The sequence below is a fragment of the Ruegeria sp. AM4 genome (assembly GCF_056540665.1).
On sequence record NZ_JBQFXD010000009.1, the window covers coordinates 1 to 23841 of the forward strand.

Here is a 23841-nt window from a genome sequence, read left to right on the forward strand (position 1 = left end):
CTTCGGCTTCGGCTTCGGCTTCGGCTTCGGCTTCGGCTTCGGCTTCGGCTTCGGCTTCGGCTTCGGCTTCGGCTTCGGCTTCGGCTTCGGCTTCGGCAGTCAGCTCGTCCGTATCGTCTGACGCGTCAAGGGATGTCTCGTCTGTGGTAGCGCTGCTGTCGGTCGCCGCAGTCTCGGTCATCTCGTCCGATTTGGGGTCTTCTACCGGTTCCTGATCGGTTTTCTTGTTATCAGCCACCGCCATATTCCCCTTATCGATTCCAAAAATACCCGAAGTACATACGCATCCAAGTTAATCCGCGCCGGGTCCACCCTCAACCCGCAAGGCATGTTTCACAAGTTTTTTAACGGCTTTACTCATTTTCTTGGGCGTTGGCTCTTTGGCGATCTTCAGACGCCGGAAGGTCAAGGATTTAAGGGGCTCGGCGGTTGCATCGCTGATCGCAGCCAGCCAAAGCGGTGCCGCCCCGTCCCAAACATCGGCAAATTGTCGCGCCGTGCGCGGCGAGAATATCGGCGCTATGACCGGCTCATCGCCCATCGCGACGGCGGCGGCTTCGGGGGTCAAGGGCAGCAGGCGTTGTTGATAGACGATCTGTTCAAGCGCGGTCAGGCCAAGTTCGGTCAATCGTTCCGCGACATGACCCCGACTGTGTTCCCCTCGCAGATGGAGCAGCGGGCTTTGGGGGCGCAATTTCAGCAGATTCGCCACCAGCTCCTCGGCTGTTGCACCCATCATCTGCGCGGTCCACCCGGCGCCTTTCGCGGTCCCGGTGGTCGCAGAGCCCACGCAATAGGCCGGCAAATCCCGATCGACCCCCAAAGTCACCGCCGCGTTGACCGCGTTCGCCGAGGTAAAGATCAACCCCCGTGCTGCGTGGGTCACCAGATGCACCTCCAACGGCCGAATTTCGAGCAAAGGCGAATGAACCAATGTGACACGCGAGCGGGTGCGTGTGGGAAGCTGCGCAACGAACCTCTCGGAGGCGGCGCGAGGGCGGGTCATCAACAAATACAACAGGCGGCGCCTTCGGCCTTGGGATTGTTTGCATCCGCGCAGGGTGATACCCCGCATGGCAGTCATGATGCAACGGATCAGACCAATGGTGCAAACACTTACGATCCTTGGGTTGGAAAGCAGCTGTGACGACACGGCCGCCGCTGTCGTGCGCCAGGTTGATGGCGCGCGGGCCGAGATTCTGTCCTCGATCGTTCATGGTCAGACCGATCTGCACAGCGCCTATGGCGGCGTCGTGCCCGAAATTGCGGCCCGCGCCCACGCGGAAAAGTTGGATGTCTGTGTGGTGCAGGCATTGAAGGATGCCGGTCTGCGCTTAAGCGATCTGGACGCCATCGCCGTAACCGCTGGTCCAGGCCTGATCGGAGGTGTCATGTCCGGTGTCATGTGCGCCAAAGGTCTAAGCGCGGCGACCGGGCTGCCTCTGATCGGGGTTAACCATCTGGCCGGGCACGCGCTGACGCCGCGCCTGACGGACGGGGTCACTTTTCCCTACCTGATGCTGCTGGTTTCAGGTGGTCATTGTCAGTATTTGATTGCTCACGGGCCCGAGCAGTTCACCCGCCTGGGTGGCACCATCGACGACGCCCCCGGCGAGGCGTTCGACAAAACCGCCCGCCTTTTGGGTCTACCGCAACCTGGTGGCCCATCAGTCGAGGTCGAGGCGCAATCGGGCGATCCCAAGAGACTGCGGTTCCCGCGACCGCTACTGGATCGCCCCGGATGCGACCTTTCGTTTTCCGGGCTCAAGACAGCGTTGATGCGGACGCGCGATCAGATTGTTGCGGAAAAGGGTGGACTGACGCGGCAGGACCGCGCCGATCTGTGCGCGGGATTTCAACAGGCGATCGTGGATACGCTGGCCGAGAAAACACGGCGTGCCATCGCGCTTTATCTGGAATACGAGCCAGCCGAGCCTATGATCGCCGTCGCGGGCGGTGTTGCGGCTAATGCGGCCATTCGTTCCGCATTAGAATCGGTTTGCACTGAAAGCGGCGCACAGTTTACCGCCCCTCCGCTGAGCCTGTGCACCGATAACGCCGCCATGATCGCCTATGCCGGGCTTGAACGTTTCAGGACCGGTACGCGCGATGGTTTGGATCTGGTGGCACGCCCGCGCTGGCCACTTGACCAGACCAGCCCGGCAATGCTGGGCAGTGGCAAAAAGGGAGCCAAGGCATGAGCGTGTCCGTACTTGGGTCGGGTGCCTTTGGCACAGCGTTGGCCATTTCGCTGGCCGGAAACGGGCGAGTAACACTTTGGGCGCGCGATTCCGAGCAGGTTTCACAAATGCTGGCGACGCGGGAAAACAAAGCCCGGTTACCGGGGGTGAGCCTGCCTTCGACACTCGCGGTCACGGCCGAGATCGCGCTGGCGGTCAAATCCGATGTGATACTTTTGGCAGTTCCAATGCAAAAGCTGCGTGCGGCGCTGACCGAACATGCCGGGGTACTGGCCGACAAGACGCTTGTCGCCTGCTGCAAGGGGATTGAACTGACGACCGGGCTGGGACCGATTTCGGTGATCCAGCAGGGTGTGCCAACCGCACGCCCCGCGCTGCTGACCGGCCCGAGCTTTGCAGACGACATCGCGCGAGGCTTGCCGACGGCACTGACTTTGGCCTGCGCGGATGATGAGTTGAGCCAGTCTTTGCAGTCCGAACTGACCACCTCGAACCTGAGGCTGTATCGTACCGGCGACATCATCGGAGCCGAGTTGGGCGGGGCGTTAAAAAACGTGATGGCGATTGCCTGTGGTGCTGCCATCGGCGCAGGTTTGGGCGATAGTGCCCGGGCAGCTTTGATGACACGCGGGTTTGCTGAGATGCAGCGCTTTGCAATGCGGCGCGGGGCGCATAGTGACACGTTGATGGGTCTGTCAGGATTGGGTGATCTGGTCCTGACCTGTTCATCCGAATTGTCCAGAAACTACCGTTTTGGCCTGTGTTTGGGTCAAAATCGTCCCTTTGACAGCAACACGACGGTCGAAGGCGTCGCAACCGCTCGCGCCATGGCCGACCTGGCAGATGCCGAAGGGTTGGACATGCCTATCAGTAAAGTCGTTGCCGCGCTCAGCAGCGGTCAGATTGACGTCAATGACGCGATTGACACATTACTCAATCGCCCACTCAAGGAGGAATAGAATGCTGATTGCCCTCATCGCCCGAGACAAGGACGGCGCGTTGCAAACCCGGCTGGACAACCGTGCGGCCCATTTGGCTTACATCGAAGAAACAGGCGTCGTTTCGCAGGCCGGGCCGCTGCTGGACGGGGACGCGATGATCGGGTCGCTGGTCATTCTGGATGTCGAGGACCTGACCGCCGCTCAAAGCTGGGCCGACAATGATCCCTATGCCAAGGCCGGTCTGTTTCAGTCGGTCGACCTGATCCCGTGGAAGAAGGTGATAGGCTGATGGCGTATTGGCTGTTCAAATCCGAACCCTCGACCTGGAGCTGGGATCAACAAGTTGCCAAGGGCGAGGCGGGCGAAGAATGGGATGGTGTGCGCAACTATCAGGCGCGCAATTTCATGCGGCAGATGGCGGTCGGGGATCGCGGTTTCTTTTATCACTCGCAGAAAGACAAGGCGATTGTCGGCGTTGTTGAAGTCTGTGCAGAGGCCCATCCCGACAGCACCACCGATGACGAACGCTGGGAATGCGTGGACATCAAGGCGGTTCGTCCGTTCGTCGAACCTGTCACGCTGGACCAGATCAAGGCTGACGAACGTCTGGGTGACATGGTTCTGGTCAAGAACTCGCGCCTGTCGGTACAGCCGGTGACAGAGGCCGAATGGGCCGTCATCTGCGGTCTGGGTCAAACCCAAGCGGATTGAAAAAGGGAAGGTCCCGACAGGTCAGAACCTTCCCTACCCCCGCGTGCTCCCAACTCACCACACGCGTATGGAAATCTCTGGTCCTGACCGTCCTGGTCATGTTCCGAACCTAGCCCGGTTTGGACGGTAAGTTCAAACACCAAGTCCATAGATTTTCTTTAAAATTCAAAACGCTCGCCAATGGGGATAGCGAGCGTCTGGGGTATCGTCGTGCCCGGTCAGCCGTAAACGGATTCTTTTCCGAAATGTTTTGTCAGGATGTAATACACCACAGCGCGGTATTTGTTGCGCTCGGACATGCCATAGGTTTCCATGGCCTTGTTGATCCCCTCCATCAGTTCGGGACCGTCAGCAAGACCCAGCTTCTTGATCAGAAAGTTGTTTTTGACGGTCTCAAGTTCCGAGTCCTGACTGGCCGCGACGGTCGCCGCATCCGCGTCATAGATCGCCGGGCCGCAACCGATTGTGACCTTGGTCAACAGGTCCATATCGGGGTCCATCCCGCATTTTGATTTCAGATCATCCGCGTATTTTGCGATCAGTTCGTCGCGCTTGCCCATGAAAACTCTCCCGTCAAACAGTTATTGCAGTGTTCAGATCAAACCTGAGGGTCAGGTGCGCAAAGGTTAGCCACAAGCACCCTTCGCACAAAGGGAAAAATCCTGAGGTTTCCCCCTAAGCAAATCTTGGCCTTGCCTGATCTTGATTTTTGCCGAATTATTATTTAACATTTTTGTTAAATGTTAGTTATCTACAGTTCAGGAGGCCCCCATGACCGTGTCCTTTCCTAACGAAAGCGCCGAATACAGAGCGGCGCGCAACGACTTGTTGGCAGCGGAAACCGAGTTGCGGGCACGTATCGAATCCGTCGCTGACCTGCGGCGCAATCTTCCCAAAGGTGGAGCAATCCCCAAAGACTACGGTTTTCGCACAGTGAACGCCGAACCTACGCCGATGTCTTCCCTGTTTGGCACGCACGACACTCTGGCCGTGTATTCGTTGATGTACGGCCCCGAAGCCAAGGCACCCTGCCCCATGTGCTCGGCCTTTCTGGACGGGCTGAACGGGCAGATCCCGCATATTTCGCAGAAAATCGGCTTCGCCATTGTCGCGCAGAATTCACCCGAAAAGCTGTCTGAACTCAAATCGCGGATGGCTTGGGATAATCTGCCACTCTATTCGGCGCTGGGGACGGACTACCAGAGAGATTATCTGGCCGAGGCCAAAGACGGCAGCCAGTTACCCATCATGAACGTCTTTCAGCAGGACGCCGACGGGATCCATCATTTCTGGAGTTCCGAGCTGTTTTTTGAGCCCAGCGACTGGCACCCTCGCCACGTGGATTCGGCATGGCCATTGTGGAATATCCTGGATCTAACGCCACAAGGGCGCGGAGATTTCTTTCCATCCCTGCGTAGTGTCGCTTAGCGGCAATACCCCCAGCCGGGGCCTTGTAAGTGAAAGTGGTCCGCATGCAAGCGATTGAAGTCCGGTCCCAATACGACGCGGAACCAATCGCAGGCCCCGCGCCAGATCTGGCGCAGAAACGCGGCTTCGGCCCCTTCGATGCCCCAGTCTGACAGCAAGGACAGGCTGCGCCCATCAGCCAATTGAACACCGATGATATCGATGGAATCTGCTGTCGCGTGGCTGCTCCAACCACTTGCCTGTCCCTGCGCCACGCGCATCCGGCGGCAATTGTAACTGCCCAGATGCATTAGTTGGCTGACCGGCGTCTCAAGAAGGTCTTGTGCTGCAGGTTGCACCACGTGATGCTCCCACATGGTCAGCCGCAGAACGGTGGTGCAGCTGGTTTCGACCGGATCGACTGTGGACTTTACCAATGCTGACAGCAGGCCGCGCCCCTGAATGCCGCAATTCTCATCGACGATCAGGTCTTCCATCGCCTCAAATGAAACCCCTGCCTCGGTCAAGGTTGCCCTGCATTTCGCTTCGTCCGCCAGCGCGCGGTTAAGCTGATACCGGGTGATCGGAGTAACGGGCGCAGTCACCTTGAGTTCTCGCAGCGGGTTCCAATGCGAAGGTACCGGGGTTTCAGGATGCGCCAAAACCCACCATCCGCCACCTCCGACCAAGATAGCGACGACCGCGATCCTGAAAACAAAAGACGCCGCCGATAGCAGGAATCGGCGACGTCGCGGTTGGTTGCTCATGAGTCTTTGGGCTTAGTAGCGGTAATGTTCCGGCTTGAACGGCCCTTCCGGGCTTACACCGATATATGCCGCCTGTTCGCTGTCCATTTGGGTCAGCTTGACGCCAATGCGGTCCAGATGCAGACGCGCAACTTTCTCGTCCAGATGCTTGGGCAGAATATAGACCTTGTTTTCGTACTCATCACCCTTGGTGAACAGCTCGATCTGCGCCAGCACCTGGTTGGTGAAAGACGCCGACATCACAAAGGACGGATGACCGGTCGCGTTGCCGAGGTTCAGCAGACGGCCTTCGGACAGCAGGATGATGCGGTTGCCCGAGGGCATCTCGATCATGTCCACCTGTTCCTTGATGTTGGTCCACTTGTGGTTTTTCAGGTTGGCGACCTGAATTTCGTTGTCGAAATGACCGATATTGCCGACGATGGCCATGTCCTTCATCTCGCGCATATGCTCGATGCGGATCACGTCCTTGTTGCCGGTGGTGGTGATGAAGATATCCGCCGATGCGACTTCGTCTTCCAACAGGGTAACCTCGAACCCGTCCATCGCGGCCTGCAGCGCGCAGATCGGGTCAACTTCGGTCACTTTCACACGGGCACCGGCACCACGCAGCGACGCGGCCGAGCCTTTGCCCACGTCACCGTATCCGCAGACCACTGCGACCTTACCGGCCATCATGGTGTCGGTGGCGCGGCGGATACCGTCGACCAGCGATTCCTTGCAGCCGTATTTGTTGTCGAATTTCGATTTGGTGACCGAGTCATTCACGTTGATCGCCGGGAACGGCAAATGGCCGTCTTTGACCAGCTGATACAGGCGGTTCACACCGGTGGTGGTTTCCTCGGACACGCCTTGGATCTGGTCGCGCATCTTGGTGAACCAGCCCGGGGACGCCGCCATACGCTTGGCGATCTGCGCTTTGATGACAGCTTCTTCTTCCGAGCCCGGAACCGGGATGATGTCCTCACCTGCTTCGGCGCGGGCACCCAGCAGGATGTACAGCGTCGCATCGCCACCATCGTCGAGTATCATGTTCGGGCCGTCTTCGAACAGGAAGGATTTGTCGAGGTAGTCCCAATGCTCTTCCAGCGTCTGGCCCTTGATGGCGAATACCGGAATGTCCGCCGCCGCGATTGCCGCCGCCGCGTGGTCCTGAGTGGAGAAGATGTTGCACGAGGCCCAGCGCACATCCGCGCCCAGCGCCACCAGCGTTTCGATCAGAACTGCGGTCTGGATGGTCATGTGCAGCGATCCGACGATCCGCGCACCTTTCAGCGGTTTGCTGTCGCCGTATTCCGCGCGCAGTGCCATCAGGCCCGGCATTTCGGTTTCAGCGATATCCAGTTCCTTGCGGCCGAACGCGGCCAGCGAAATGTCTTTGACTATGTAGTCACTGCCCATAGGACCTCTCCGATTTAACTGAGGGGCCGTCTAGCATTGACATCCTTGTCCTGCAATGCGTAACCGGGGCAGAATGGCACCGATTGCAACGCACCCTTTCCAAACGCGAGTTGCCCGGACGTCGCAGGCAAATTCTGAGGAATGAAACGATGCCAAAGCTGAGTTTGTCCGCCTCAGGACCCGCCGCCAACCGAAAAGCGATCATGTTCTGCTGCGACCAGAATTATCTGGTTTTTGCGGCACATGCGGCGTCTCAGATTGCCGCGCTGCATCCGCAGCGCGATTTTGATATCTGCATCTGTTATGACGAGCGTCCAGTCACAATCCCGCCATCGCTGGACCATCTGAACATCCGCCTGTGCCAGGTGCAGACCTCGGGGCTGTTTGATGGACTACGGCTGGATCGCGGAAAGAGCCACGATGTCTACCTGCGCCTGGCCCTGCCCGCAGCCTTTGCCGAGGACTATGACCGCATCCTGTATATGGACAGCGACATCTTTATTCAGGGCGGCGATTTCAGCGCCCTTCTGGATGTGGATATCGGCTCACATGCGATTGCGGCGGTACGGGACAACACCCAGTGGCGCACACCCGCGCGCAGGCCGAAACAATTCAAGACACTTAACCTGCCTGCGGCCCCGTATTTCAACGCGGGCGTCATTCTGATGGATGTTGAGCGGTATAATGCCCAAAACCTGCTGGACCGATGCCTTACGCTGGGCAAGGCCAATGCCGAGGTCATGATCCGGCACGACCAGAACCTCTATAACTCGGTCCTGCAGGGCGACTGGGCCGAACTCAGCCCGATGTGGAACTGGCAGTTTACTTGGTCATCACTGCTGTTTGCGATGCAGATCGAGCCGCATCTGGTGCATTTCATCGGCAAGACCAAACCCTGGAAAGACCCCAAAGGCGAACTGAGCCCCCGGTTTGCAAACGCGATGAAAGTCTTTGCCGACAGGTATTTCCCTGAACTCGACGTGTTTCAGCCCACACGCAGGCCGCTGGAACCCAACAGCACCAAGATGCGTAAGATGTTGCTAAAACACTTCCTGTCAGGCGCAAAAACGCAGCGTTACCTCAGCCGGTTTCCGGACGATCTGACGGTCATCCAAACCAACCGCAGATCGGACCCGGACATGTAAGGGTCAGCTTGGGATGCCATCCGGAGTGTCTTTCGGTATTGCTTCAAAAAAATCTGTGCCAACGGCGACAATACAACTCATGCCGTTCGCATGGGTCACGAGAACGGTGTAGCTGCCCGTCTCTTTCGAGGTCCAAACCTCCATGACCGACTGCGCGCCGCGTGTCTTCTGCAAACCACCAAAGGCCAGTTCTTCAGAATAGCTGTCTTTGAGTTTGGCAATGACGTGATCGCGTTGCGCACAATTCTGGGCGAAGGCCGGCGGTGCCGTGGCGGCCATTCCGAAGGTCAGTGCTATTGCAAACAAACGCTTGAACATGACAAGCTCCTTTCGATACGAGTTTCGTTTCGAGAGGGCGCGCGACCGAGAGGTGTCTGCACCCCCTCAGTCCTAATGTCGGGATCGTTTTCCATCGTTTCAAAGCACAAGTGCTCAAGAAATTGTTGGCAGCCGGTGATCCGGACAGATACATCATACCACAAAATCTGGGATTTTATGTGTCCAACTTCACAAGGCATGGCAGAATGGCAACACAACCCCGCGCGTGGCAACGCATGCTGTCGGGCCGCAGGCTGGACCTGCTGGACCCGACCCCGGTGGATATCGAGATCGACGATATCGCCCACGGTCTGGCCTTTGTCGCCCGCTGGAACGGGCAGACACGCGGCGATTTCGCCTATTCCGTCGCCGAGCATTCCTTGCTGGTCGAAGAGCTTTTTGGCCGGATTGCCCCCAAGGCACCGGTCAAATGGCGGTTGGCCGCCCTGTTACACGACGCGCCGGAATATGTGATCGGAGACATGATCTCGCCCGTCAAATCGGCTGTTGGCCCAGGCTACGGCGCCTTGGATGACCGCCTGGCGGCGGCAATTCACATCCGGTTCGGCCTACCCGCAGAGGTGCCGAAGACGGTGAAACGGCAAATCAAGAAGGCCGACAAGATCAGCGCTTGGATGGAAGCGACGCAGATCGCCGGGTTTTCCGAGGCCGAGGCGACGAAGTTCTTTGGCCGTCCGGATAAGGCGGTGATGGAGGGGTTGAATATTAGATTGCGTCCACCTGTTGAAGTTCGGCAGGCGTATGGGGTACGACACAAGGAGTTGATCGCGCTCCTATAGAATTTCCGATTGATCAAATGTCGCCAGCCAGCTCATTCGAATGTTGAATGATGCTTTCAAAGAATCAAAATGAAACCACATGAACACAGCTTGGTTAGTCACTCCTTATTTCTTTGATGAACATGATAACAACTTGGGCAAGGCTGTACCGTCGCCCTTGACGTACACAACCAATGACCCGACTGGGGTGGTGGACAGGACGCCAGAAAGCATGGCGAAACTGCACAGACCTATCGCGGATTTTGTCCACAATGTTGTCGAGAGGGGCGATATTCCTGTGTCTATCGCTGGCGACTGCGCGGCGAGCCTGCCGGTTATGGCTGGATTGCAACGCGCCGGTAAGGAGCCGATACTTGTCTGGATTGATGCCCACGGAGATTTCAATACGGCGGAGACATCGCATTCGGGCTTTTTGGGCGGCATGCCATTGGCAATGATGGTGGGGCGCGGTGATCTTTCGATTGCCGCGCAATCAGGGCACACACCTGTCAAAGAAAGCGATGTTTGGTTGATTGATGCTCGCGACCTGGACCCGCTTGAAGAAGTCGCTCTCAATTCATCCCAAGTTAACCGAATTCCGGTAGATCGTCTGGACGAATTAGCATTCGACAGACCAGTATATCTCCACATCGACAACGACGTAATCGACGCCGAGGAGGTGCCCGCTAACAACTATCCTGTGGCGAACGGACCAAGTCTCTCTGTCACTATCGAAAAATGCACGACGTTCGCTTCTCGAAACTCTCTGTGTGCGCTTTCGCTTAGCGGATGGAACGGGCGCTTGGATCAAGACGGGAAAACCAGTCGCGCCTGCCAAAAACTGCTGTCTTGTATCATTTCAGCGGCAGTTTGACGGATTTGGTCCAAATGCAGAATTGCCAGCTTTTCCGTCGCGGCAACCTTTGCCCGATTTGGGTATAGGCTCTAGGGCACCATTTCCATACGGTAGCCTACCGAGGGCTACGCTTTGCCAAAATCCGCTGCAACGTCCGGCGATGCATGTTCAGCCGTCGCGCGGTCTCGGAGACGTTCCGGTCGCACAGCTCATAAACCCGCTGGATATGCTCCCAGCGGACGCGATCCGCGCTCATGGGGTTTTCCGGCGGCGGGGGCAGTTCGTCGCCCTTGGCCAACAGCGCGTTGGTGATGTCAGTGGCGTCGGCGGGTTTCGACAGATAATCGGTTGCGCCGATTTTGACGGCGGCGACGGCGGTGGCGATGGCTCCGTAGCCGGTTAGAACCACGACCCGGCTGTCGGGGCGCTTTTCACGCAGCACTTCGACCACATCCAGGCCGTTGCCATCTTCAAGCCGAAGATCAACCACGGCATAGGCCGGCGGCCGGGCGGTCGAAATGGCGCGACCTGCAGCGACCGAACCTGCGGTTTCAACCTCGAAGCCGCGTTTTTCCATGGCTTTGGCAAGACGTCTCAGAAACGGTTCGTCATCGTCCACCAAAAGCAGGGATTTGTCGGGACCGATGTCGAGGTCAGAGCTGTCCGCCATATTCTGTTCTTTCCGCTATTTCACGCCATTGGCTCGAACATGAGTATTAGCAGCGCCATCCCAAAGGTCAAACCGATGGTTCCAGCCTATATCTTGTCCAGGAAGCACCCGACCTTGTCCGCCATTTGCTCGGCGGTGTCGTCGCGGTTGAAGAACTCGATGAATCCGTCCTGTGGCGTGACCAGATAGGTAAAGGTCGAATGATCGACCAAATAGTACTCATCGCTTTTGTCATGGGCTTTGTAATAGGTCTTGTACGCCTTGCTGGCGGCCTTAACCTGTTCCGGCGATCCGGTCAGCGCAATGGTTTTGCCGCCCAGGTTGAAAGCATAGTCCCCGACCACTTCGGGCGTGTCCCGGTCCGGGTCGATCGAGATGAACAGCGGCGTCACCGATTGGCCGCGCTCGGCCAGAAGATCCACCGCATCGGCATTGCGGGACATGTCAAACGGACAGACATCGGGACAGAAAGTATATCCGAAATAGACCAGCGTCGGTTCGGTGATAACGTCGGTGTCTGTCACCGTCTCTCCCTTGCCGTTCACCAGTTCGAAGGGCCCGCCGATGGCCGCCGCACCGCCTGCAATCTGGCTGGTACGACACTGGGCGAACTTGTCATCCGAACCCGCACCCCCGGTCAACAACCACATGGCACCGACAGCCACGGCCAGAACGATGGTTGCGAGTATGGCATAAAGGCGAGTCATGGCGTTGTCCTGACGCAGGGATTGTTGATCGTTTCGGCCCGGACACCTATCAAGATACTCAGCCGACGCAACAGGACATAATCGACCCATGGCAATTTCCAAGACCAGCCTTTGGCGAGGACAGGAGCGCAGCAGCTGGATCCGCCTGCGTACGCTGATCCTTTTGCGTTGGGTCGCCATCATCGGTCAGCTTACCGCCATCACGGTGGCGCAGCAGGCCTATCATGTGCAGCTAGAACTGGGCCTGTGCTATTTTGCCGTCGGCGTTTCGGTCATGGGCAACCTGACTGCGATCCTGCTGTTCCCGGAAAACAAGCGCCTGTCAGAGTTCGAGAACTTTCTGATGGTGCTGTTCGACCTACTGCAGCTGTCTTTCCTGCTGTATCTGACCGGCGGGCTGAACAATCCGTTTGCGCTGCTGCTGGTTGGCCCGGTCACCATCTCGGCAAATGTCATGAGCACCCGCTCAACGCTGATCGTGGGGGCCGTGGCCATCATTCTGACCAGCCTGTTGGCGCAATTCCATCTGCCGCTGCGTACCAATCTTGGGCTTGTTCTGGACGTGCCCGCGATTTTGCTGTTCGGAAACTGGGTCGCGATCATCATCGCCATTGTCTTCATCGGAGCCTATTCGCACCGCGTCAGTTCCGAGGTCCAATCGATGTCCGAGGCCCTGTCAGCCACCCATATGGCGCTGGCGCGTGAACAGAAGCTGACAGATCTGGGTGGCGTCGTTGCAGCCGCTGCGCACGAACTGGGGACGCCATTGGCCACCATCAAGCTTGCAAGCTCGGAACTGATCGAAGAGCTGGACGAACAGCCCGACCTGCGGGACGATGCTGCATTGATCCGCGAGCAGGCCGACCGGTGCAGGGATATTTTACGCGATATGGGCCGGGCCGGAAAAGATGACCTGCATCTGCGCCAGGCACCGCTGACCACCGTGATTCACGAGGCCGCCGAGCCGCATATGGGTCGGGGCAAAGCTGTGCATTTCAGCGAGGGGCCGGTTGAGGATGCGGACGTTCAGCAGCCATCGATCCTGCGCAAGCCCGAGATCATTCACGGGCTGCGCAATCTGATCCAGAACGCCGTCGATTTCGCGCAGGCGAATGTCTGGGTCGAGGCCGAATGGACTCCGACCCGGATCACGATCTGCATCATGGATGACGGTCGCGGTTACCCGCCACAGATGATTGGCCGCATCGGTGACCCGTTCATGCGGCGGCGGCGCTCGGACACCGACATGTCAACGCGGCCGGAATACGAGGGCATGGGCCTGGGGTTGTTCATCGCCAAGACCTTACTGGAACGCAGCGGGGCCGAGTTGAAATTTGCCAATGGTTCTGACCCCTATCAAAACCTGACCTCGGATCCAGAGCGGCGCGGGGCTATTGTTCAGGTGTCCTGGCAACGCAAGCTGGTCGATGCGCAACTTGGCGATTCACCTGTGCCCTCCGGTGCCAATCAACCATTCCAGATCTGAGTTAAGCCCTCGTTAACCATTGATGCCCATAGTCGGCGCGGTGGTTTGAAGGGATGAGTGTGTGATGGCTGACTGGATCATCTTGGCGACGATCAGCTTGATTTCGGCCTGCCTGGCCTTTCGGTGGCTGATGCCGCGCCGGCCGGCATGGATTGGCGATTATGGCTTGGCGACACCCAACTCTCTGTTCGATGCGGTGTTCCTGTTCGATGGAAACCGCCTGATCAGCCATTCTGATGTTGCGCTTGCGGGCTATGAGGCGGTCCATAATTGGGGCGATTTGCGACGCTTGCTGAAACGCGACTTTACGACATTCCCCGAGACGCCGGAAACCGTGCGGGATGAAGGCTCTGTAATTGTGTCCGCAATCGATTGCACCATCGACCGCGAGGTTCTGTGCGAATGGATAGACGGTATCGTACGGGTGCAGCTGCGTGACCTTCAGGGCAATACTGGCGCGGTTCGCAGCGATCGCAACGACCCTGTGCGCCTGGCGATGGATCTGGCCCCCTATCCTGTCTGGTTACTGGACGGGTCAGATACGGTTCAGTGGTGCAATGCCGCCTATGTCTCGCTTGTGCGCAAGGCAAAGGGTCGCGACGCTGATCTGACAGTCCCTTTGTTCCCCCGGGTCAAAGAACAGGATCATCTAGGCAAAAAGACCCGCGTGTCTGTTGCGGTCTCGGGTAGTGAAAACAAACTGTGGTTTGACCTGACGCATGTCGATCGCGCAGACGGTCAGCTGAATTATGCCATTGATATCAACGCGATTGTCGAGGCTGAAGCGGCGCAGCGCAAATTCGTGCAGACCATGACCAAAACCTTTGCGCAACTGTCCATCGGATTGGCAATATTTGACAGGAACCGCCAATTGGCCCTGTTCAACCCGGCCCTGATCGACCTGACCGGCTTGTCCCCCGATTTCCTGAGCTGCCGCCCCAGCCTGTCCAGTTTTTTCGACAGAATGCGCGATCAGCATATGATGCCCGAACCCAAGAATTACCGTGACTGGCGGCGCCAGATGAATGACCTGCTTGAAGCGGCGCAAGACGGAAATTATCAAGAAACGTGGTCGCTCCCGTCTGGGTCGGTCTATTCGGTCAGCGGGCGTCCGCACCCTGATGGCGCGGTGGCCTTTCTGTTCGAAGATATTACCGCCGAGATTACGCTGACCCGCCGGTTCCGCTCGGAAATGGACCTGATGCAATCGATCCTGGACAAATTGGCCGATGCAATTGCGGTCTTTGCCGACGATGGCACGCTGGCCCTGACCAATTACGCCTACCAAAGGCTTTGGGGTGAGTCGGAGGAAACGGGTTTTGAACCCGCGACGGTTCTGGACGTCACGCGCGGTTGGCAGGACCAATGTATGGCAACACCGGTACTGGGTGAGATTCGGGATTTTGTCGAAATGCGCGATAACCGCACCCAATGGTCGGCGGACATGATCAGACGCGACGGCACAGAAATGACCTGCACGATCAGTCCGATGCAGAACGGTGCAACGATCATTCGCTTCACGCTCGACGCTCAGCCGGAACAAGCTGCGGAAATGCAGAAAATCAGCGCCTGACCGGGTTGCGGCGCACCGGGCGCAGGTCCATTGTGGCGCCATGACCAAAGCCGCGCCGATCACCCTGAAATCACCGGAAGAAACTGCCGCATTGGCGGTGCAACTGGGCGCTGCGTTGCAGCCCGGAGACGTGCTGCTGTTGGACGGTGCGATCGGCGGTGGCAAGACCCATTTTGCGCGCGCTCTGATCCGGTCGCTGATGCAGGTGCCCGAAGACGTGCCCTCGCCCACGTTCACATTGGTTCAGGTCTATGACACGGAAATCGGCGAGGTATGGCATTCGGATCTGTATCGCCTGACAGACATCTCTGAGATCGAGGAACTGGGTCTTACCGACGCCTTCGATACCGCCGTTTGCCTGATTGAATGGCCGGAAAAGCTCGGGGTGCTGACCCCGCCATCGGCCCTGACTCTGCGGTTTCGATCAGATGCTGACGAACAGGACACGCGACATATCCAGCTAAGCTGGACCGATCCGAAATGGCATGCCCGACTCAAGGGGGTACAATGACCAATCGTGACGTTCTGGCCGAGGCGCTGATTGCGCAAACCCCTTGGGCCAATGCTGCACGCATGCCTTTGGCCGGCGATGCCTCGAACCGCCGTTACGAACGCCTGACGGACCCGGAAAGCGGGCGCACCGCAGTATTGATGGATGCCCCGCCAGAGAAAAACGAAGACATTGGTGCCTTTGTCCGCATGGCAAACTATCTGCGATCCATCGGGCTGAGCGCACCAGAGATCTATGCTGAAGATCTGCAATACGGCTTTCTGTTGCTTGAGGATCTGGGCGACGCCCTCTTTGCGCGTGTGCTTATACAAAAACCTGGCCTGGAGCGCACGCTGTACGAGGCCGCAACGGATGTATTGGTGCATCTGCACGCCGCGCCTGTGTTGTCGCTGGATAGCTATGATCCGGCGCTGATGACCGAGTATTCGGCTCTGGCATTTACCAAATATGCCCAGGGCGTTCTGGGCAGCCACGACTCGGACGCGCGGCAACGGTTCGAACTGCGTTTTGCCGATATTCTGCACCGGGAAACGGGTGGTACGCGGGTGGTGGTGCAACGGGACTATCATGCGGAAAACCTGATCTGGCTGCCGGATCTCGACGGGTTGCGCCGTGTGGGTCTGCTGGATTTCCAAAGCGCCATGCTTGGACATCCGGCCTATGATCTGATGTCATTGTTGCAGGACGTCCGCCGCTCTGTCCCGGCCGGGATCGAGATGCGCATGATCAACCGCTATATCGAGGCCACGGGTGTCGACAGCCACGATTTCCGAACCGCCTACAGCGTGCTCGGCGCCCAGCGCAACCTGCGCATATTGGGTGGGTTCGCGCGTCTGGCAACGGATTACGGCAAGCCGCAATATGTCGACCTGATCCCCGCTGTTTGGGCGCATCTGATGCGGGATCTTGAGCATCCCGCACTGGCCCCGATCGCACAGACCATTCGCGATGCGTTGCCCGCGCCCAGTGCCGACCATCTGGCAAGGCTGAAACCGCAATGAAAGAGAAACCGGACGCCGTCATGCTGTTCGCCGCCGGATTCGGCACCCGCATGGGCGCATTGACGCAGAACCGCCCCAAGCCGCTGATTGAAGTATCCGGCCGGCCTCTGATCGACCACGCGCTGGATTTGGTCGACGGCCTGAATCCCCCGCGCACGGTGGCAAATGTCCACTACCTGGCCGATCAGATGATTGCTCATTTGGCCCCCAAGGGTGTGCTGATCTCGAACGAACAACCCGACATTCTGGAAACCGGCGGCGGGCTAAGGTCCGCTTTGCCTTTGGTGGGCTCGGGACCGGTGTTTACCCTGAACACAGATGCGATCTGGGCCGGCCCTAATCCATTGGAATTACTTGGTGAAGCATGGGATCCCGACACGATGGACGCATTGCTCATGTGTGTTCCCGTGGCGCAGACGATTGGACATTCAGGGACAGGTGACTTTACCCGGGATGCCTCGGGCCGGATCACACGCGGCCCCGGTTTGATCTATGGTGGCGCGCAGATTGTCAAAACCGACGGGCTGCATGACATCGTGGATGACGTGTTCTCGCTGAACGTGCTGTGGAACCGGATGCATGATGCCGGGCGGCTGTTTGCGCTGGAATACCCGGGTCGCTGGTGCGACGTCGGACGACCCGAAGGGATCGCGTTGGCAGAGGGTCTGATCGCAGATGTTTGACCAAAGTGCATCGCCCCGGGTCTTTGCCGTTCCGCCGGGCGCAAATTTCCCCAAAGCGCTAGTCGACGGGTTGCGGGCGCGCAGCTCTGCCCTGCCACCCGAGGCGCTGGCCCGTGTGCAACTTGTCGTCAACACCCGCCGCATGGCGCGGCGCATACGAGACCTGTTCGATCAGGGCGCGCCGTGCCTGCTGCCACGGCTTTCGCTGGTCACCGATCTGGGCGCAGACGCGGACCTCGGGCACATACCGCCCGCCATCCCTGCCCTGCGCCGCCGTCTTGAGCTGACCCAGCTGATCGCAAAGCTGCTAGATCAACAACCCGATCTGGCGGCCCGGTCATCGCTGTTTGATCTGTCCGACAGTCTGGCAGCACTGATTGACGAAATGCAGGGCGAGGGGGTTTCGGCAGACGCCATCCGGAAGTTGGATGTCAGTGACCTCTCGGGCCATTGGGAGCGGGCGCAGCAGTTCATCGGGATCGCGGATCAGGTGGTTTCCTCCGGGGATGAGGCGCTGGATGCACAGGCCCGACAGCGCCGCGTGGTCGAGGCGCTTATCGCACGATGGCAGGACAGCCCGCCGCAACATCCGGTTATCCTTGCCGGATCGACCGGCTCGCGCGGGACGACCTTGATGCTGATGCGGGCGGTGGCCTCTCTGCCGCAAGGGGCGTTGATCCTGCCGGGCTTTGATTTCGATCAGCCGGACGCGGTTTGGGACAGTCTGGACGACGCGCTCAGCTGCGAAGATCATCCGCAATACCGGTTTCGCAAGCTGATGCGCGAACTTGAGTTGGGGCCGCGCGATATCCAGCGCTGGACCGGGGGACAAGCCCCCTCACCTGCCCGTAACCGACTGGTTTCGCTAGCGTTACGGCCTGCGCCCATCACCGACGCCTGGATGGCCGAAGGACCGCTGCTTGAGGATATCCAGGGCGCCACGCGTGATCTTACGTTGGTCGAGGCACCCTCGCCGCGGGCCGAGGCTTTGGCCATTGCGCTGCGATTGCGGCAGGCGGCAGAGACCGGGCAAACGGCTGCCCTGATCACGCCGGACAGGATGCTGACTCGTCAGGTCAGCGCCGCGCTGGATCGTTGGAACATTCTGCCGGATGACAGCGCCGGTTTGCCGCTGCAGCTCTCCCCGCCCGGGCGATTTTTGCGCCACGTCGCCGGTTTGTTCACCCGGCGTTTGGATGGCGAGGCACTACTGACGCTGTTGAAGCATCCGCTGTGTCATGATGGGGATGATCGGGGGACGCACCTGTTGCAGACTCGCGATCTGGAACTGCACCTACGACGCAACGGACCGCCCTTGCCGACCCGCGACAGCCTGCACGTCTATGGCCAGACCGAAGGCGTGTCCGAGACCTGGCTGGCCTGGGTCATCGATCATTTCTGCGACCAGTACAGCCCCAGTGATCGCCCGCTGGCGGATTGGGTAGCGCAATTGCGGGTTTTGGCACAGGCAATCTCGGCCGGATCAACCGGCGAGTCCGGTACGCTGTGGCAGAAAAACGCGGGTCAAAAGGCACTGTCCGTTCTGACCGCGCTAGAGGATGAGGCGCATCACGGCGGGTCGATGTCGGCCCATGATTTCGCCGACCTGCTGGGTGCGCTACTTGCGGGCGAAGACGTGCGCGACCGCGACGCGCCGCATCCGCATATCATGATCTGGGGTACGCTCGAAGCGCGGGTTCAGGGCGCGGATCTGCTGATTCTGGGTGGCCTTAACGAAGGCAGTTGGCCCGAGGCCCCCGCCCCTGATCCTTGGCTGAACCGTCAAATGCGCGACAAGGCCGGATTGTTGCTGCCGGAGCGGCGGATTGGTCTGTCGGCCCATGATTTTCAACAGGCGGTCGGCGCGCCGGAGGTCTGGCTGACCCGCGCGGTTCGCTCGGATGATGCGGAAACGGTTGCCTCGCGTTGGCTGAACCGCTTGACCAATCTGCTGCAGGGCCTGCCGGATCAGGGCGGGCCACAGGCACTTGCGGATATGCAGGGCCGCGGAAACCAGTGGCTGGGCTGGGCCGAGACGCTGGAAGAGGCACCCCGGATCTCTGCCGCGCACCGCCCCTCACCGCGCCCGCCCGTTGCGGCCCGGCCAAGGCGTCTTTCGGTCACAGAAATCAAGCGGCTGATCCGCGACCCATACGCGATCTACGCGAAACATGTGTTGCGGCTGAAACCGCTGGACCCACTGGTGCAAGCGCCCGACGCCCTGCTGCGCGGGATCGTCATTCACGAAATTCTCGAACATTTCGTCAAGGACAGCGTGTTGGACGCAGCCTTGCTGACCCGCGAGAACTTTCTGAAACGGGCCGAGGCGCTGTTGGCCTGGCATGTCGCATGGCCCACGGCACGGGCACTTTGGCTGGCGCGTCTGGAACGCATCACCGATGAGTTTCTACCTGCCGAACGGGCGCGGCGGACGGACGGTGGTCCGGTCGCGTTTGAAGCCGCGCTCAAGCTGGAATTGCCACCGCTGGGTTTCACCCTCAGCGGGCGCGCCGACCGGATAGATGTCAACAGCCGGGGCGCGCTGAGAATTGTCGACTACAAGACCGGCGTACCGCCAACAGAAAGCCAGCAAGCGAAGTTCGACAAACAATTGCTGATCGAAGCGGCCGTGGCCGAGCAGGGCGGCGTCGAAGGCTTCGACCCGCTGCCCGTGGCACAAGCGGTCTTTATCGGGATGGGCGGCAGCTATAAGGAAGTCGCTGCACCATTGGACAAGGAACCCGCCGACAAAGTTCTGTCCGAGCTGAAACAGCTAATTTCAGCCTATTTAGAGCCTGATCAGGGGTTTTCATCCCGTCGGATGCTGCACAAGGATACCGATATCGGAGACTATGACCATCTCGCCCGGTTCGGCGAGTGGGACCGCACCTCCGAAACCAAGCCCGAGGATCTGACATGAGCGCGCGCAATGATGCGACCGAGCGGCAGGTGCAGGCCGCGCGCCCCGATGCCTCGACCTGGCTGGCGGCAAATGCCGGGTCCGGCAAAACGCGTGTGCTGACAGACCGCGTTGCCAGGTTGTTGCTCAGCGGCGTGCAGCCACAGCACATTCTGTGCCTGACCTACACCAAGGCCGCAGCCAGCGAGATGCAGAACCGGCTGTTCAAGCGGCTGGGTGAATGGGCCATGTTGGGCGACGGTGATCTGCTGGCGCAATTGAAAGATTTGGGCGTCGATGGCGGTATCGATCAGGACCGTCTGGCGCAGGCGCGCACCTTGTTTGCCCGCGCGATCGAGACACCGGGGGGTCTGAAAATCCAGACCATCCACTCCTTCTGCGCGGCGCTGTTGCGTCGCTTTCCACTCGAGGCCGGGGTCAGCCCGCAGTTTTCAGAGATGGAAGACCGTGCCGCTGCGTTGTTGCGCGAAGAGATTCTCGAGGATTTTGCCGCCGGACCTCAAGCGCCTTTGGTAGCAGAGGTCGCGCGGTTCGTCACCGACACGGGCTTTGACAAGCTCACAGCGGCTATTGCGCAACGGCGAACGCTGTTCGGGCGGTCTTTGCAATGGTCGGAACTGCTGGACGTGTTCGATTTGCCCGAGGGGTTAGACGAAGACGCCGTATCAAGGCAGGTCTTTCTGGGTAGTGAGATTGAATTGCTGCAGTCAATTCTGCCAACTTTGATCGAAAGCGGTGGCAACAACGCCAAGGCCGCTGCCAAGCTCGCCTTGGTCACCACGCCAGAACTGAACTGGCTTCCCGTGTTGGAAAGCGTCTTTCTGTTTGGAAAGACCGCCAAAGAACCGTTTGCCGCCAAAACCGGTAGCTTCCCCACCAAACCATTGCGCGAAGGCCCATTGGCGGATCGGATGCCGCAGCTGGATGACTTCATGAAGCGGGTCGAAACCGCACGCGAGCAGCGGCTGGCGCTATCAGCGGCACGAAAAACCCATGTTTTGCACCGCTTTGCCAATACCTTCCTGCCCGAATACGAACGCCGAAAGCAACTGCGCGGCTGGCTCGACTTCGACGACCTGATCCTGCGGGCGCGGCAGGTTCTGAATGATCCGGCCGTGGCTGAATGGGTGCTGTATCGTCTGGATGGCGGTATCGATCACATTCTGGTCGACGAGGCGCAGGACACCAGCCCGGACCAATGGGATGTGGTGGAAAAACTGGCGCAGGAATTCACCAGCGGTGAGGGGGCGCGGTCCGGTGTCGAACGCACGATTTTCGTGGTCGGCGACAAGAAGCAATCGATCTATTCCTTCCAGGGGGCTGATCCGCAGGCCTTCGACCGGATGCAGGCCGAGTTTGGTCAGCGGCTGAAGGAATCAGGCTCTAAACTGTGGAATTCGACGCTGGAATACTCGTTCCGCTCGTCCAGCGCGATTCTGAGTCTTGTTGATATTCTGTTTGAAAATCAGTCTGCAGCGGGCTTCCAGAAAGAGTCGCTGCATCGCGCCTTCAAGGCGGAACTTCCGGGTCGTGTCGATCTGTGGCCGGTGATCGAAAAGGTCGACGCGGATGAAGAGGGTGACTGGACCGATCCGGTCGACCGACCCGGCGCCCGACATCATACCGTTCTGCTGGCCGAGCAGGTCGCCGGGTCGATCAAGGACATGCTTGAGAATGGCGAAACCATCCCCGAGGACGGCAAAACCCCTGGTACATTCCAATGCCGCAAGGTGCGGCCGGGTGACTTTCTGATCCTTGTGCAGCGCCGCTCGGATCTGTTTGCCGAGATCATTCGCGCCTGCAAGGCCCTTGACCTACCCATCGCCGGTGCAGACCGCCTGAAGGTGGGCGCGGAACTGGCGGTCAAGGATCTGGCGGCATTGCTGAGTTTTCTGGCCACACCCGAAGACAGCCTGTCGCTGGCCACGGTTCTGAAATCTCCGCTGTTTGGATGGTCGGAACAGGAACTGTTTGATCTGGCCCACCGGCGAGAGGAGACCTATCTGTGGGCCGCGCTGCGCAGGAGGGCCGACGAGTTCCCAAACACATTGGCGGTGCTGAACGATTTGCGCGGGCAGACCGATTTCCTGCGACCCTATGATTTGATCGAGCGTATACTCACGCGCCATGACGGGCGGCGCAAATTGTTGGGCCGTCTGGGCGCCGAGGCCGAAGACGGGATCAACGCGTTGCTGTCGCAGGCTTTGGCCTATGAGCGGACAGATATTCCCAGCCTGACCGGATTTCTGGTCTGGATGCAGACCGACGATCTGGAAATAAAGCGCCAGATGACCGGCGTCGGCGACATGATCCGGGTGATGACCGTTCACGGGTCCAAAGGTCTCGAGGCCCCGATTGTGATCCTGCCCGATACCGGCAAACGGCAACCGCCCCGCGACGCCGAGATCATGGTGGCAGGTGATACCCCGGTGTGGAAACTGCCCGCAGACGCATCACCCAAGCTGATCGCGCAGGCACGAGATACGGCGCGCGAACGGGAAGAGAATGAGAGGCTGCGCCTGCTCTATGTGGCTCTGACACGGGCGGAAAAGTGGTTGATCGTGGCTGCCGCCGGCGATGTCGGCAAGGATGGCAGCAGCTGGTATCAACTGGTCGAGGCGGCGATGGAGCGGGCAGGGGCGGCAGCAATCCCTGGATCGCAGGTCAAACGCCTTTCCCATGGCGAGTGGGACGCGCCACCCTTGTCCCAGCACGCCGAAACCTCGACACCGCAGCAGGACCTGCCAGCCTACTTCGAATCTCCTGCGCCAGAACCGGCTGTGACGGCTGCCACGCTCAGCCCGTCCGATCTGGGTGGGGCCAAGGCCTTGCCAAGTGATGCCGGTCAGGACGAAGAGGCCGCGAAACTTCGTGGCACAAGGCTGCACCGTTTGCTGGAACACTTGCCCGAGGTCGCCGCAGAGGCACGGCCGCAGCTCTGCGCCCGTTTGCTGCCGGATATGCAGCCGATTGAGCGTGATGATCTTTTGCAGGAAGTGCTGCACGTTCTGTCTGAGCCGGCTCTTCAGCCACTTTTTGCGCCCGACGCGTTGCCCGAAGTGCCTGTTTCGGCCGCGCTTGGGGGCCAAAGGATTCACGGAGTGATTGATCGGCTGATCGTAACGGACACAGAAGTACAAGCCATTGATTTCAAATCAAACGCCTCGGTACCGGATCGCCCCGAAAACTGCCCCGACGGTCTGTTGCGGCAGATGGGGGCCTATGCCCACGCCTTGTCGCAGATCTACCCCGACCGCCGCATTCGCACGGCGATCCTGTGGACGCGAACAGCCAGCCTGATGTGGCTGCCACACGATCTTGTGACAGACGCTTTGACACAGGCGGCGGTGTCTTGACCTTGCAAATCCGCGCACCTAGGTTCAGTGCCCAAGCTTATCCCATTCAGGAGACATGATATGTCGACCGTTGCCGTAACCGACGATACCTTTGACGCCGAAGTCAAGAATTCAGATGTCCCCGTTGTGGTGGATTTCTGGGCCGAATGGTGCGGCCCCTGCAAACAGATCGGCCCCGCTCTGGAAGAGCTGGCGACCGAATATGGCGGCAAGGTAAAAATCGCCAAGGTCGACGTGGACAGCAACCCGAATGCGGCCGCTGCGATGGGCGTCCGCGGTATTCCGGCGCTGTTCATCTTCAAAGACGGGCAGGTTGTATCGAACCGCGCAGGCGCTGCGCCCAAGGCCGCGCTGCAAAGCTGGATCGACGAATCCATCTGACATTCGCAAAGTGTGATTTCAGAAGGC

Annotated in this window: 23 protein-coding genes and 1 pseudogene; 16 read left to right on the plus strand and 8 right to left on the minus strand. The window is 59.3% G+C overall.

Annotation, left to right across the window (positions count from 1 at the left end; all coding sequences use genetic code 11):
* A pseudogene (locus tag ACR0JA_RS15995) lies at positions 1–238 on the minus strand (hypothetical protein); the annotation flags it as partial.
* A gap of 54 nt (positions 239–292) precedes the next feature.
* Positions 293–1006, minus strand: a complete 714-nt coding sequence (locus ACR0JA_RS16000) for a uroporphyrinogen-III synthase (protein ID WP_480576931.1) — start codon at positions 1004–1006, stop codon at positions 293–295.
* 97 nt (positions 1007–1103) lie between these two features.
* Here ACR0JA_RS16000 and tsaD point away from each other — a divergent pair, with 97 nt between their 5' ends.
* From tsaD to ACR0JA_RS16020, 4 genes are read left to right on the plus strand one after another with little or no spacing between them, the layout of a single operon-like run.
* Complete coding sequence (tsaD, locus tag ACR0JA_RS16005; RefSeq protein WP_480576934.1) at positions 1104–2201, plus strand: tRNA (adenosine(37)-N6)-threonylcarbamoyltransferase complex transferase subunit TsaD; 1098 nt, start codon at positions 1104–1106, stop codon at positions 2199–2201.
* Positions 2198–3160 carry an NAD(P)H-dependent glycerol-3-phosphate dehydrogenase gene (locus ACR0JA_RS16010; protein WP_480576937.1) on the plus strand — a complete coding sequence of 321 codons (963 nt, stop codon included), beginning with the start codon at positions 2198–2200 and terminating at the stop codon, positions 3158–3160. Before tsaD ends, ACR0JA_RS16010 begins: the two co-directional genes overlap by 4 nt.
* 1 nt (position 3161) lies before the next feature.
* Positions 3162–3431 (plus strand): YciI family protein, encoded by a 270-nt coding sequence (locus tag ACR0JA_RS16015; RefSeq protein ID WP_480576940.1) that lies wholly within the window; start codon positions 3162–3164, stop codon positions 3429–3431.
* Positions 3431–3853 carry an EVE domain-containing protein gene (locus ACR0JA_RS16020; protein ID WP_480576943.1) on the plus strand — a complete coding sequence of 141 codons (423 nt, stop codon included), beginning with the start codon at positions 3431–3433 and terminating at the stop codon, positions 3851–3853. Before ACR0JA_RS16015 ends, ACR0JA_RS16020 begins: the two co-directional genes overlap by 1 nt.
* A gap of 218 nt (positions 3854–4071) precedes the next feature.
* Here ACR0JA_RS16020 and ACR0JA_RS16025 read toward each other — a convergent pair whose 3' ends face one another.
* A complete protein-coding gene (locus ACR0JA_RS16025) occupies positions 4072–4413 on the minus strand; it encodes a DUF2853 family protein (RefSeq protein ID WP_480576946.1) in 342 nt (113 codons plus the stop codon).
* A 211-nt stretch (positions 4414–4624) separates the two neighbouring features.
* Between ACR0JA_RS16025 and ACR0JA_RS16030 the strand changes: the two genes are divergently transcribed.
* The gene (locus ACR0JA_RS16030; protein WP_480576949.1) at positions 4625–5281 is read left to right on the plus strand and encodes a DUF899 family protein; all 657 of its coding nucleotides are present in this window, start codon (positions 4625–4627) and stop codon (positions 5279–5281) included.
* Here ACR0JA_RS16030 and ACR0JA_RS16035 read toward each other — a convergent pair.
* Positions 5278–5865, minus strand: a complete 588-nt coding sequence (locus ACR0JA_RS16035; protein WP_480576952.1) for an extensin-like domain-containing protein — start codon at positions 5863–5865, stop codon at positions 5278–5280. The genes ACR0JA_RS16030 and ACR0JA_RS16035 overlap by 4 nt on opposite strands.
* A gap of 174 nt (positions 5866–6039) precedes the next feature.
* Positions 6040–7428 (minus strand): adenosylhomocysteinase, encoded by a 1389-nt coding sequence (ahcY, locus tag ACR0JA_RS16040; RefSeq protein WP_480576956.1) that lies wholly within the window; start codon positions 7426–7428, stop codon positions 6040–6042.
* A gap of 149 nt (positions 7429–7577) precedes the next feature.
* On the opposite strand from ahcY, the gene ACR0JA_RS16045 reads away from it, so the two are divergent.
* Positions 7578–8573: a glycosyltransferase family 8 protein gene (locus ACR0JA_RS16045; RefSeq protein WP_480576960.1), complete on the plus strand. Its 996-nt coding sequence runs from the start codon at positions 7578–7580 to the stop codon at positions 8571–8573.
* Positions 8574–8576: 3 nt separating this feature from the next.
* Here the strand turns inward: ACR0JA_RS16045 and ACR0JA_RS16050 are convergent, their stop codons facing one another.
* Positions 8577–8891: a hypothetical protein gene (locus tag ACR0JA_RS16050; protein ID WP_480576963.1), complete on the minus strand. Its 315-nt coding sequence runs from the start codon at positions 8889–8891 to the stop codon at positions 8577–8579.
* Between the two features lie 206 nt (positions 8892–9097).
* Between ACR0JA_RS16050 and ACR0JA_RS16055 the strand changes: the two genes are divergently transcribed.
* Positions 9098–9691, plus strand: coding sequence for an HD domain-containing protein (locus ACR0JA_RS16055; protein WP_480576966.1), 594 nt, complete (start codon positions 9098–9100; stop codon positions 9689–9691).
* A 79-nt stretch (positions 9692–9770) separates the two neighbouring features.
* Positions 9771–10544, plus strand: a complete 774-nt coding sequence (locus ACR0JA_RS16060; RefSeq protein ID WP_480576969.1) for an arginase family protein — start codon at positions 9771–9773, stop codon at positions 10542–10544.
* A gap of 97 nt (positions 10545–10641) precedes the next feature.
* On the opposite strand, the gene ACR0JA_RS16065 is transcribed toward ACR0JA_RS16060, so the two are convergent.
* The gene (locus ACR0JA_RS16065) at positions 10642–11196 is read right to left on the minus strand and encodes an ActR/PrrA/RegA family redox response regulator transcription factor (RefSeq protein ID WP_142637470.1); all 555 of its coding nucleotides are present in this window, start codon (positions 11194–11196) and stop codon (positions 10642–10644) included.
* 86 nt (positions 11197–11282) lie between these two features.
* The gene (locus ACR0JA_RS16070) at positions 11283–11903 is read right to left on the minus strand and encodes an SCO family protein (RefSeq protein ID WP_480576973.1); all 621 of its coding nucleotides are present in this window, start codon (positions 11901–11903) and stop codon (positions 11283–11285) included.
* An 88-nt stretch (positions 11904–11991) separates the two neighbouring features.
* Between ACR0JA_RS16070 and regB the strand changes: the two genes are divergently transcribed.
* The 8 genes from regB (at position 11992) to trxA (ending at position 23814) form a co-directional block, all read left to right on the plus strand.
* Positions 11992–13389 carry a sensor histidine kinase RegB gene (regB, locus tag ACR0JA_RS16075; protein ID WP_480576976.1) on the plus strand — a complete coding sequence of 466 codons (1398 nt, stop codon included), beginning with the start codon at positions 11992–11994 and terminating at the stop codon, positions 13387–13389.
* Positions 13390–13453: 64 nt separating this feature from the next.
* A complete protein-coding gene (locus tag ACR0JA_RS16080; protein ID WP_480576979.1) occupies positions 13454–14962 on the plus strand; it encodes a PAS-domain containing protein in 1509 nt (502 codons plus the stop codon).
* 40 nt (positions 14963–15002) lie between these two features.
* Positions 15003–15473, plus strand: coding sequence for a tRNA (adenosine(37)-N6)-threonylcarbamoyltransferase complex ATPase subunit type 1 TsaE (gene tsaE / locus ACR0JA_RS16085; protein ID WP_480576982.1), 471 nt, complete (start codon positions 15003–15005; stop codon positions 15471–15473).
* On the plus strand, positions 15470–16474 hold the full coding sequence (locus ACR0JA_RS16090) for an aminoglycoside phosphotransferase family protein (RefSeq protein WP_480576985.1): 1005 nt from the start codon (positions 15470–15472) through the stop codon (positions 16472–16474). Before tsaE ends, ACR0JA_RS16090 begins: the two co-directional genes overlap by 4 nt.
* Positions 16471–17157, plus strand: coding sequence for a nucleotidyltransferase family protein (locus ACR0JA_RS16095; RefSeq protein ID WP_480576988.1), 687 nt, complete (start codon positions 16471–16473; stop codon positions 17155–17157). The genes ACR0JA_RS16090 and ACR0JA_RS16095 overlap by 4 nt, the downstream gene beginning before the upstream one ends.
* Complete coding sequence (gene addB / locus ACR0JA_RS16100; protein WP_480576991.1) at positions 17150–20077, plus strand: double-strand break repair protein AddB; 2928 nt, start codon at positions 17150–17152, stop codon at positions 20075–20077. The genes ACR0JA_RS16095 and addB overlap by 8 nt, the downstream gene beginning before the upstream one ends.
* Entirely contained in the window at positions 20074–23433 is a 3360-nt protein-coding gene (addA, locus tag ACR0JA_RS16105) for a double-strand break repair helicase AddA (protein WP_480576994.1), read from the plus strand. The genes addB and addA overlap by 4 nt, the downstream gene beginning before the upstream one ends.
* Positions 23434–23493: 60 nt before the next feature.
* Positions 23494–23814, plus strand: a complete 321-nt coding sequence (gene trxA, locus ACR0JA_RS16110) for a thioredoxin (RefSeq protein WP_170712183.1) — start codon at positions 23494–23496, stop codon at positions 23812–23814.
* The last annotated feature ends 27 nt before the right edge of the window (positions 23815–23841 follow it).

Bases quoted from the DNA above. Each gene is read 5' to 3' on its own strand.
- trxA (WP_170712183.1), top strand. From the start codon at position 23,494: ATGTCGACCGTTGCCGTAACCGACGATACCTTTGACGCCGAAGTCAAG.
- addA (WP_480576994.1), top strand. From the start codon at position 20,074: ATGAGCGCGCGCAATGATGCGACCGAGCGGCAGGTGCAGGCCGCGCGC.
- ACR0JA_RS16065 (WP_142637470.1), bottom strand. From the start codon at position 11,196: ATGGCGGACAGCTCTGACCTCGACATCGGTCCCGACAAATCCCTGCTT.
- ACR0JA_RS16080 (WP_480576979.1), top strand. From the start codon at position 13,454: ATGGCTGACTGGATCATCTTGGCGACGATCAGCTTGATTTCGGCCTGC.
- tsaD (WP_480576934.1), top strand. From the start codon at position 1,104: ATGGTGCAAACACTTACGATCCTTGGGTTGGAAAGCAGCTGTGACGAC.
- ACR0JA_RS16020 (WP_480576943.1), top strand. From the start codon at position 3,431: ATGGCGTATTGGCTGTTCAAATCCGAACCCTCGACCTGGAGCTGGGAT.
- ACR0JA_RS16045 (WP_480576960.1), top strand. From the start codon at position 7,578: ATGCCAAAGCTGAGTTTGTCCGCCTCAGGACCCGCCGCCAACCGAAAA.
- ACR0JA_RS16025 (WP_480576946.1), bottom strand. From the start codon at position 4,413: ATGGGCAAGCGCGACGAACTGATCGCAAAATACGCGGATGATCTGAAA.
- ACR0JA_RS16055 (WP_480576966.1), top strand. From the start codon at position 9,098: ATGGCAACACAACCCCGCGCGTGGCAACGCATGCTGTCGGGCCGCAGG.
- ahcY (WP_480576956.1), bottom strand. From the start codon at position 7,428: ATGGGCAGTGACTACATAGTCAAAGACATTTCGCTGGCCGCGTTCGGC.
- tsaE (WP_480576982.1), top strand. From the start codon at position 15,003: ATGACCAAAGCCGCGCCGATCACCCTGAAATCACCGGAAGAAACTGCC.
- ACR0JA_RS16060 (WP_480576969.1), top strand. From the start codon at position 9,771: ATGAACACAGCTTGGTTAGTCACTCCTTATTTCTTTGATGAACATGAT.
- ACR0JA_RS16030 (WP_480576949.1), top strand. From the start codon at position 4,625: ATGACCGTGTCCTTTCCTAACGAAAGCGCCGAATACAGAGCGGCGCGC.
- ACR0JA_RS16050 (WP_480576963.1), bottom strand. From the start codon at position 8,891: ATGTTCAAGCGTTTGTTTGCAATAGCACTGACCTTCGGAATGGCCGCC.
- ACR0JA_RS16070 (WP_480576973.1), bottom strand. From the start codon at position 11,903: ATGACTCGCCTTTATGCCATACTCGCAACCATCGTTCTGGCCGTGGCT.
- regB (WP_480576976.1), top strand. From the start codon at position 11,992: ATGGCAATTTCCAAGACCAGCCTTTGGCGAGGACAGGAGCGCAGCAGC.
- addB (WP_480576991.1), top strand. From the start codon at position 17,150: ATGTTTGACCAAAGTGCATCGCCCCGGGTCTTTGCCGTTCCGCCGGGC.
- ACR0JA_RS16095 (WP_480576988.1), top strand. From the start codon at position 16,471: ATGAAAGAGAAACCGGACGCCGTCATGCTGTTCGCCGCCGGATTCGGC.
- ACR0JA_RS16000 (WP_480576931.1), bottom strand. From the start codon at position 1,006: ATGACCCGCCCTCGCGCCGCCTCCGAGAGGTTCGTTGCGCAGCTTCCC.
- ACR0JA_RS16015 (WP_480576940.1), top strand. From the start codon at position 3,162: ATGCTGATTGCCCTCATCGCCCGAGACAAGGACGGCGCGTTGCAAACC.
- ACR0JA_RS16010 (WP_480576937.1), top strand. From the start codon at position 2,198: ATGAGCGTGTCCGTACTTGGGTCGGGTGCCTTTGGCACAGCGTTGGCC.
- ACR0JA_RS16090 (WP_480576985.1), top strand. From the start codon at position 15,470: ATGACCAATCGTGACGTTCTGGCCGAGGCGCTGATTGCGCAAACCCCT.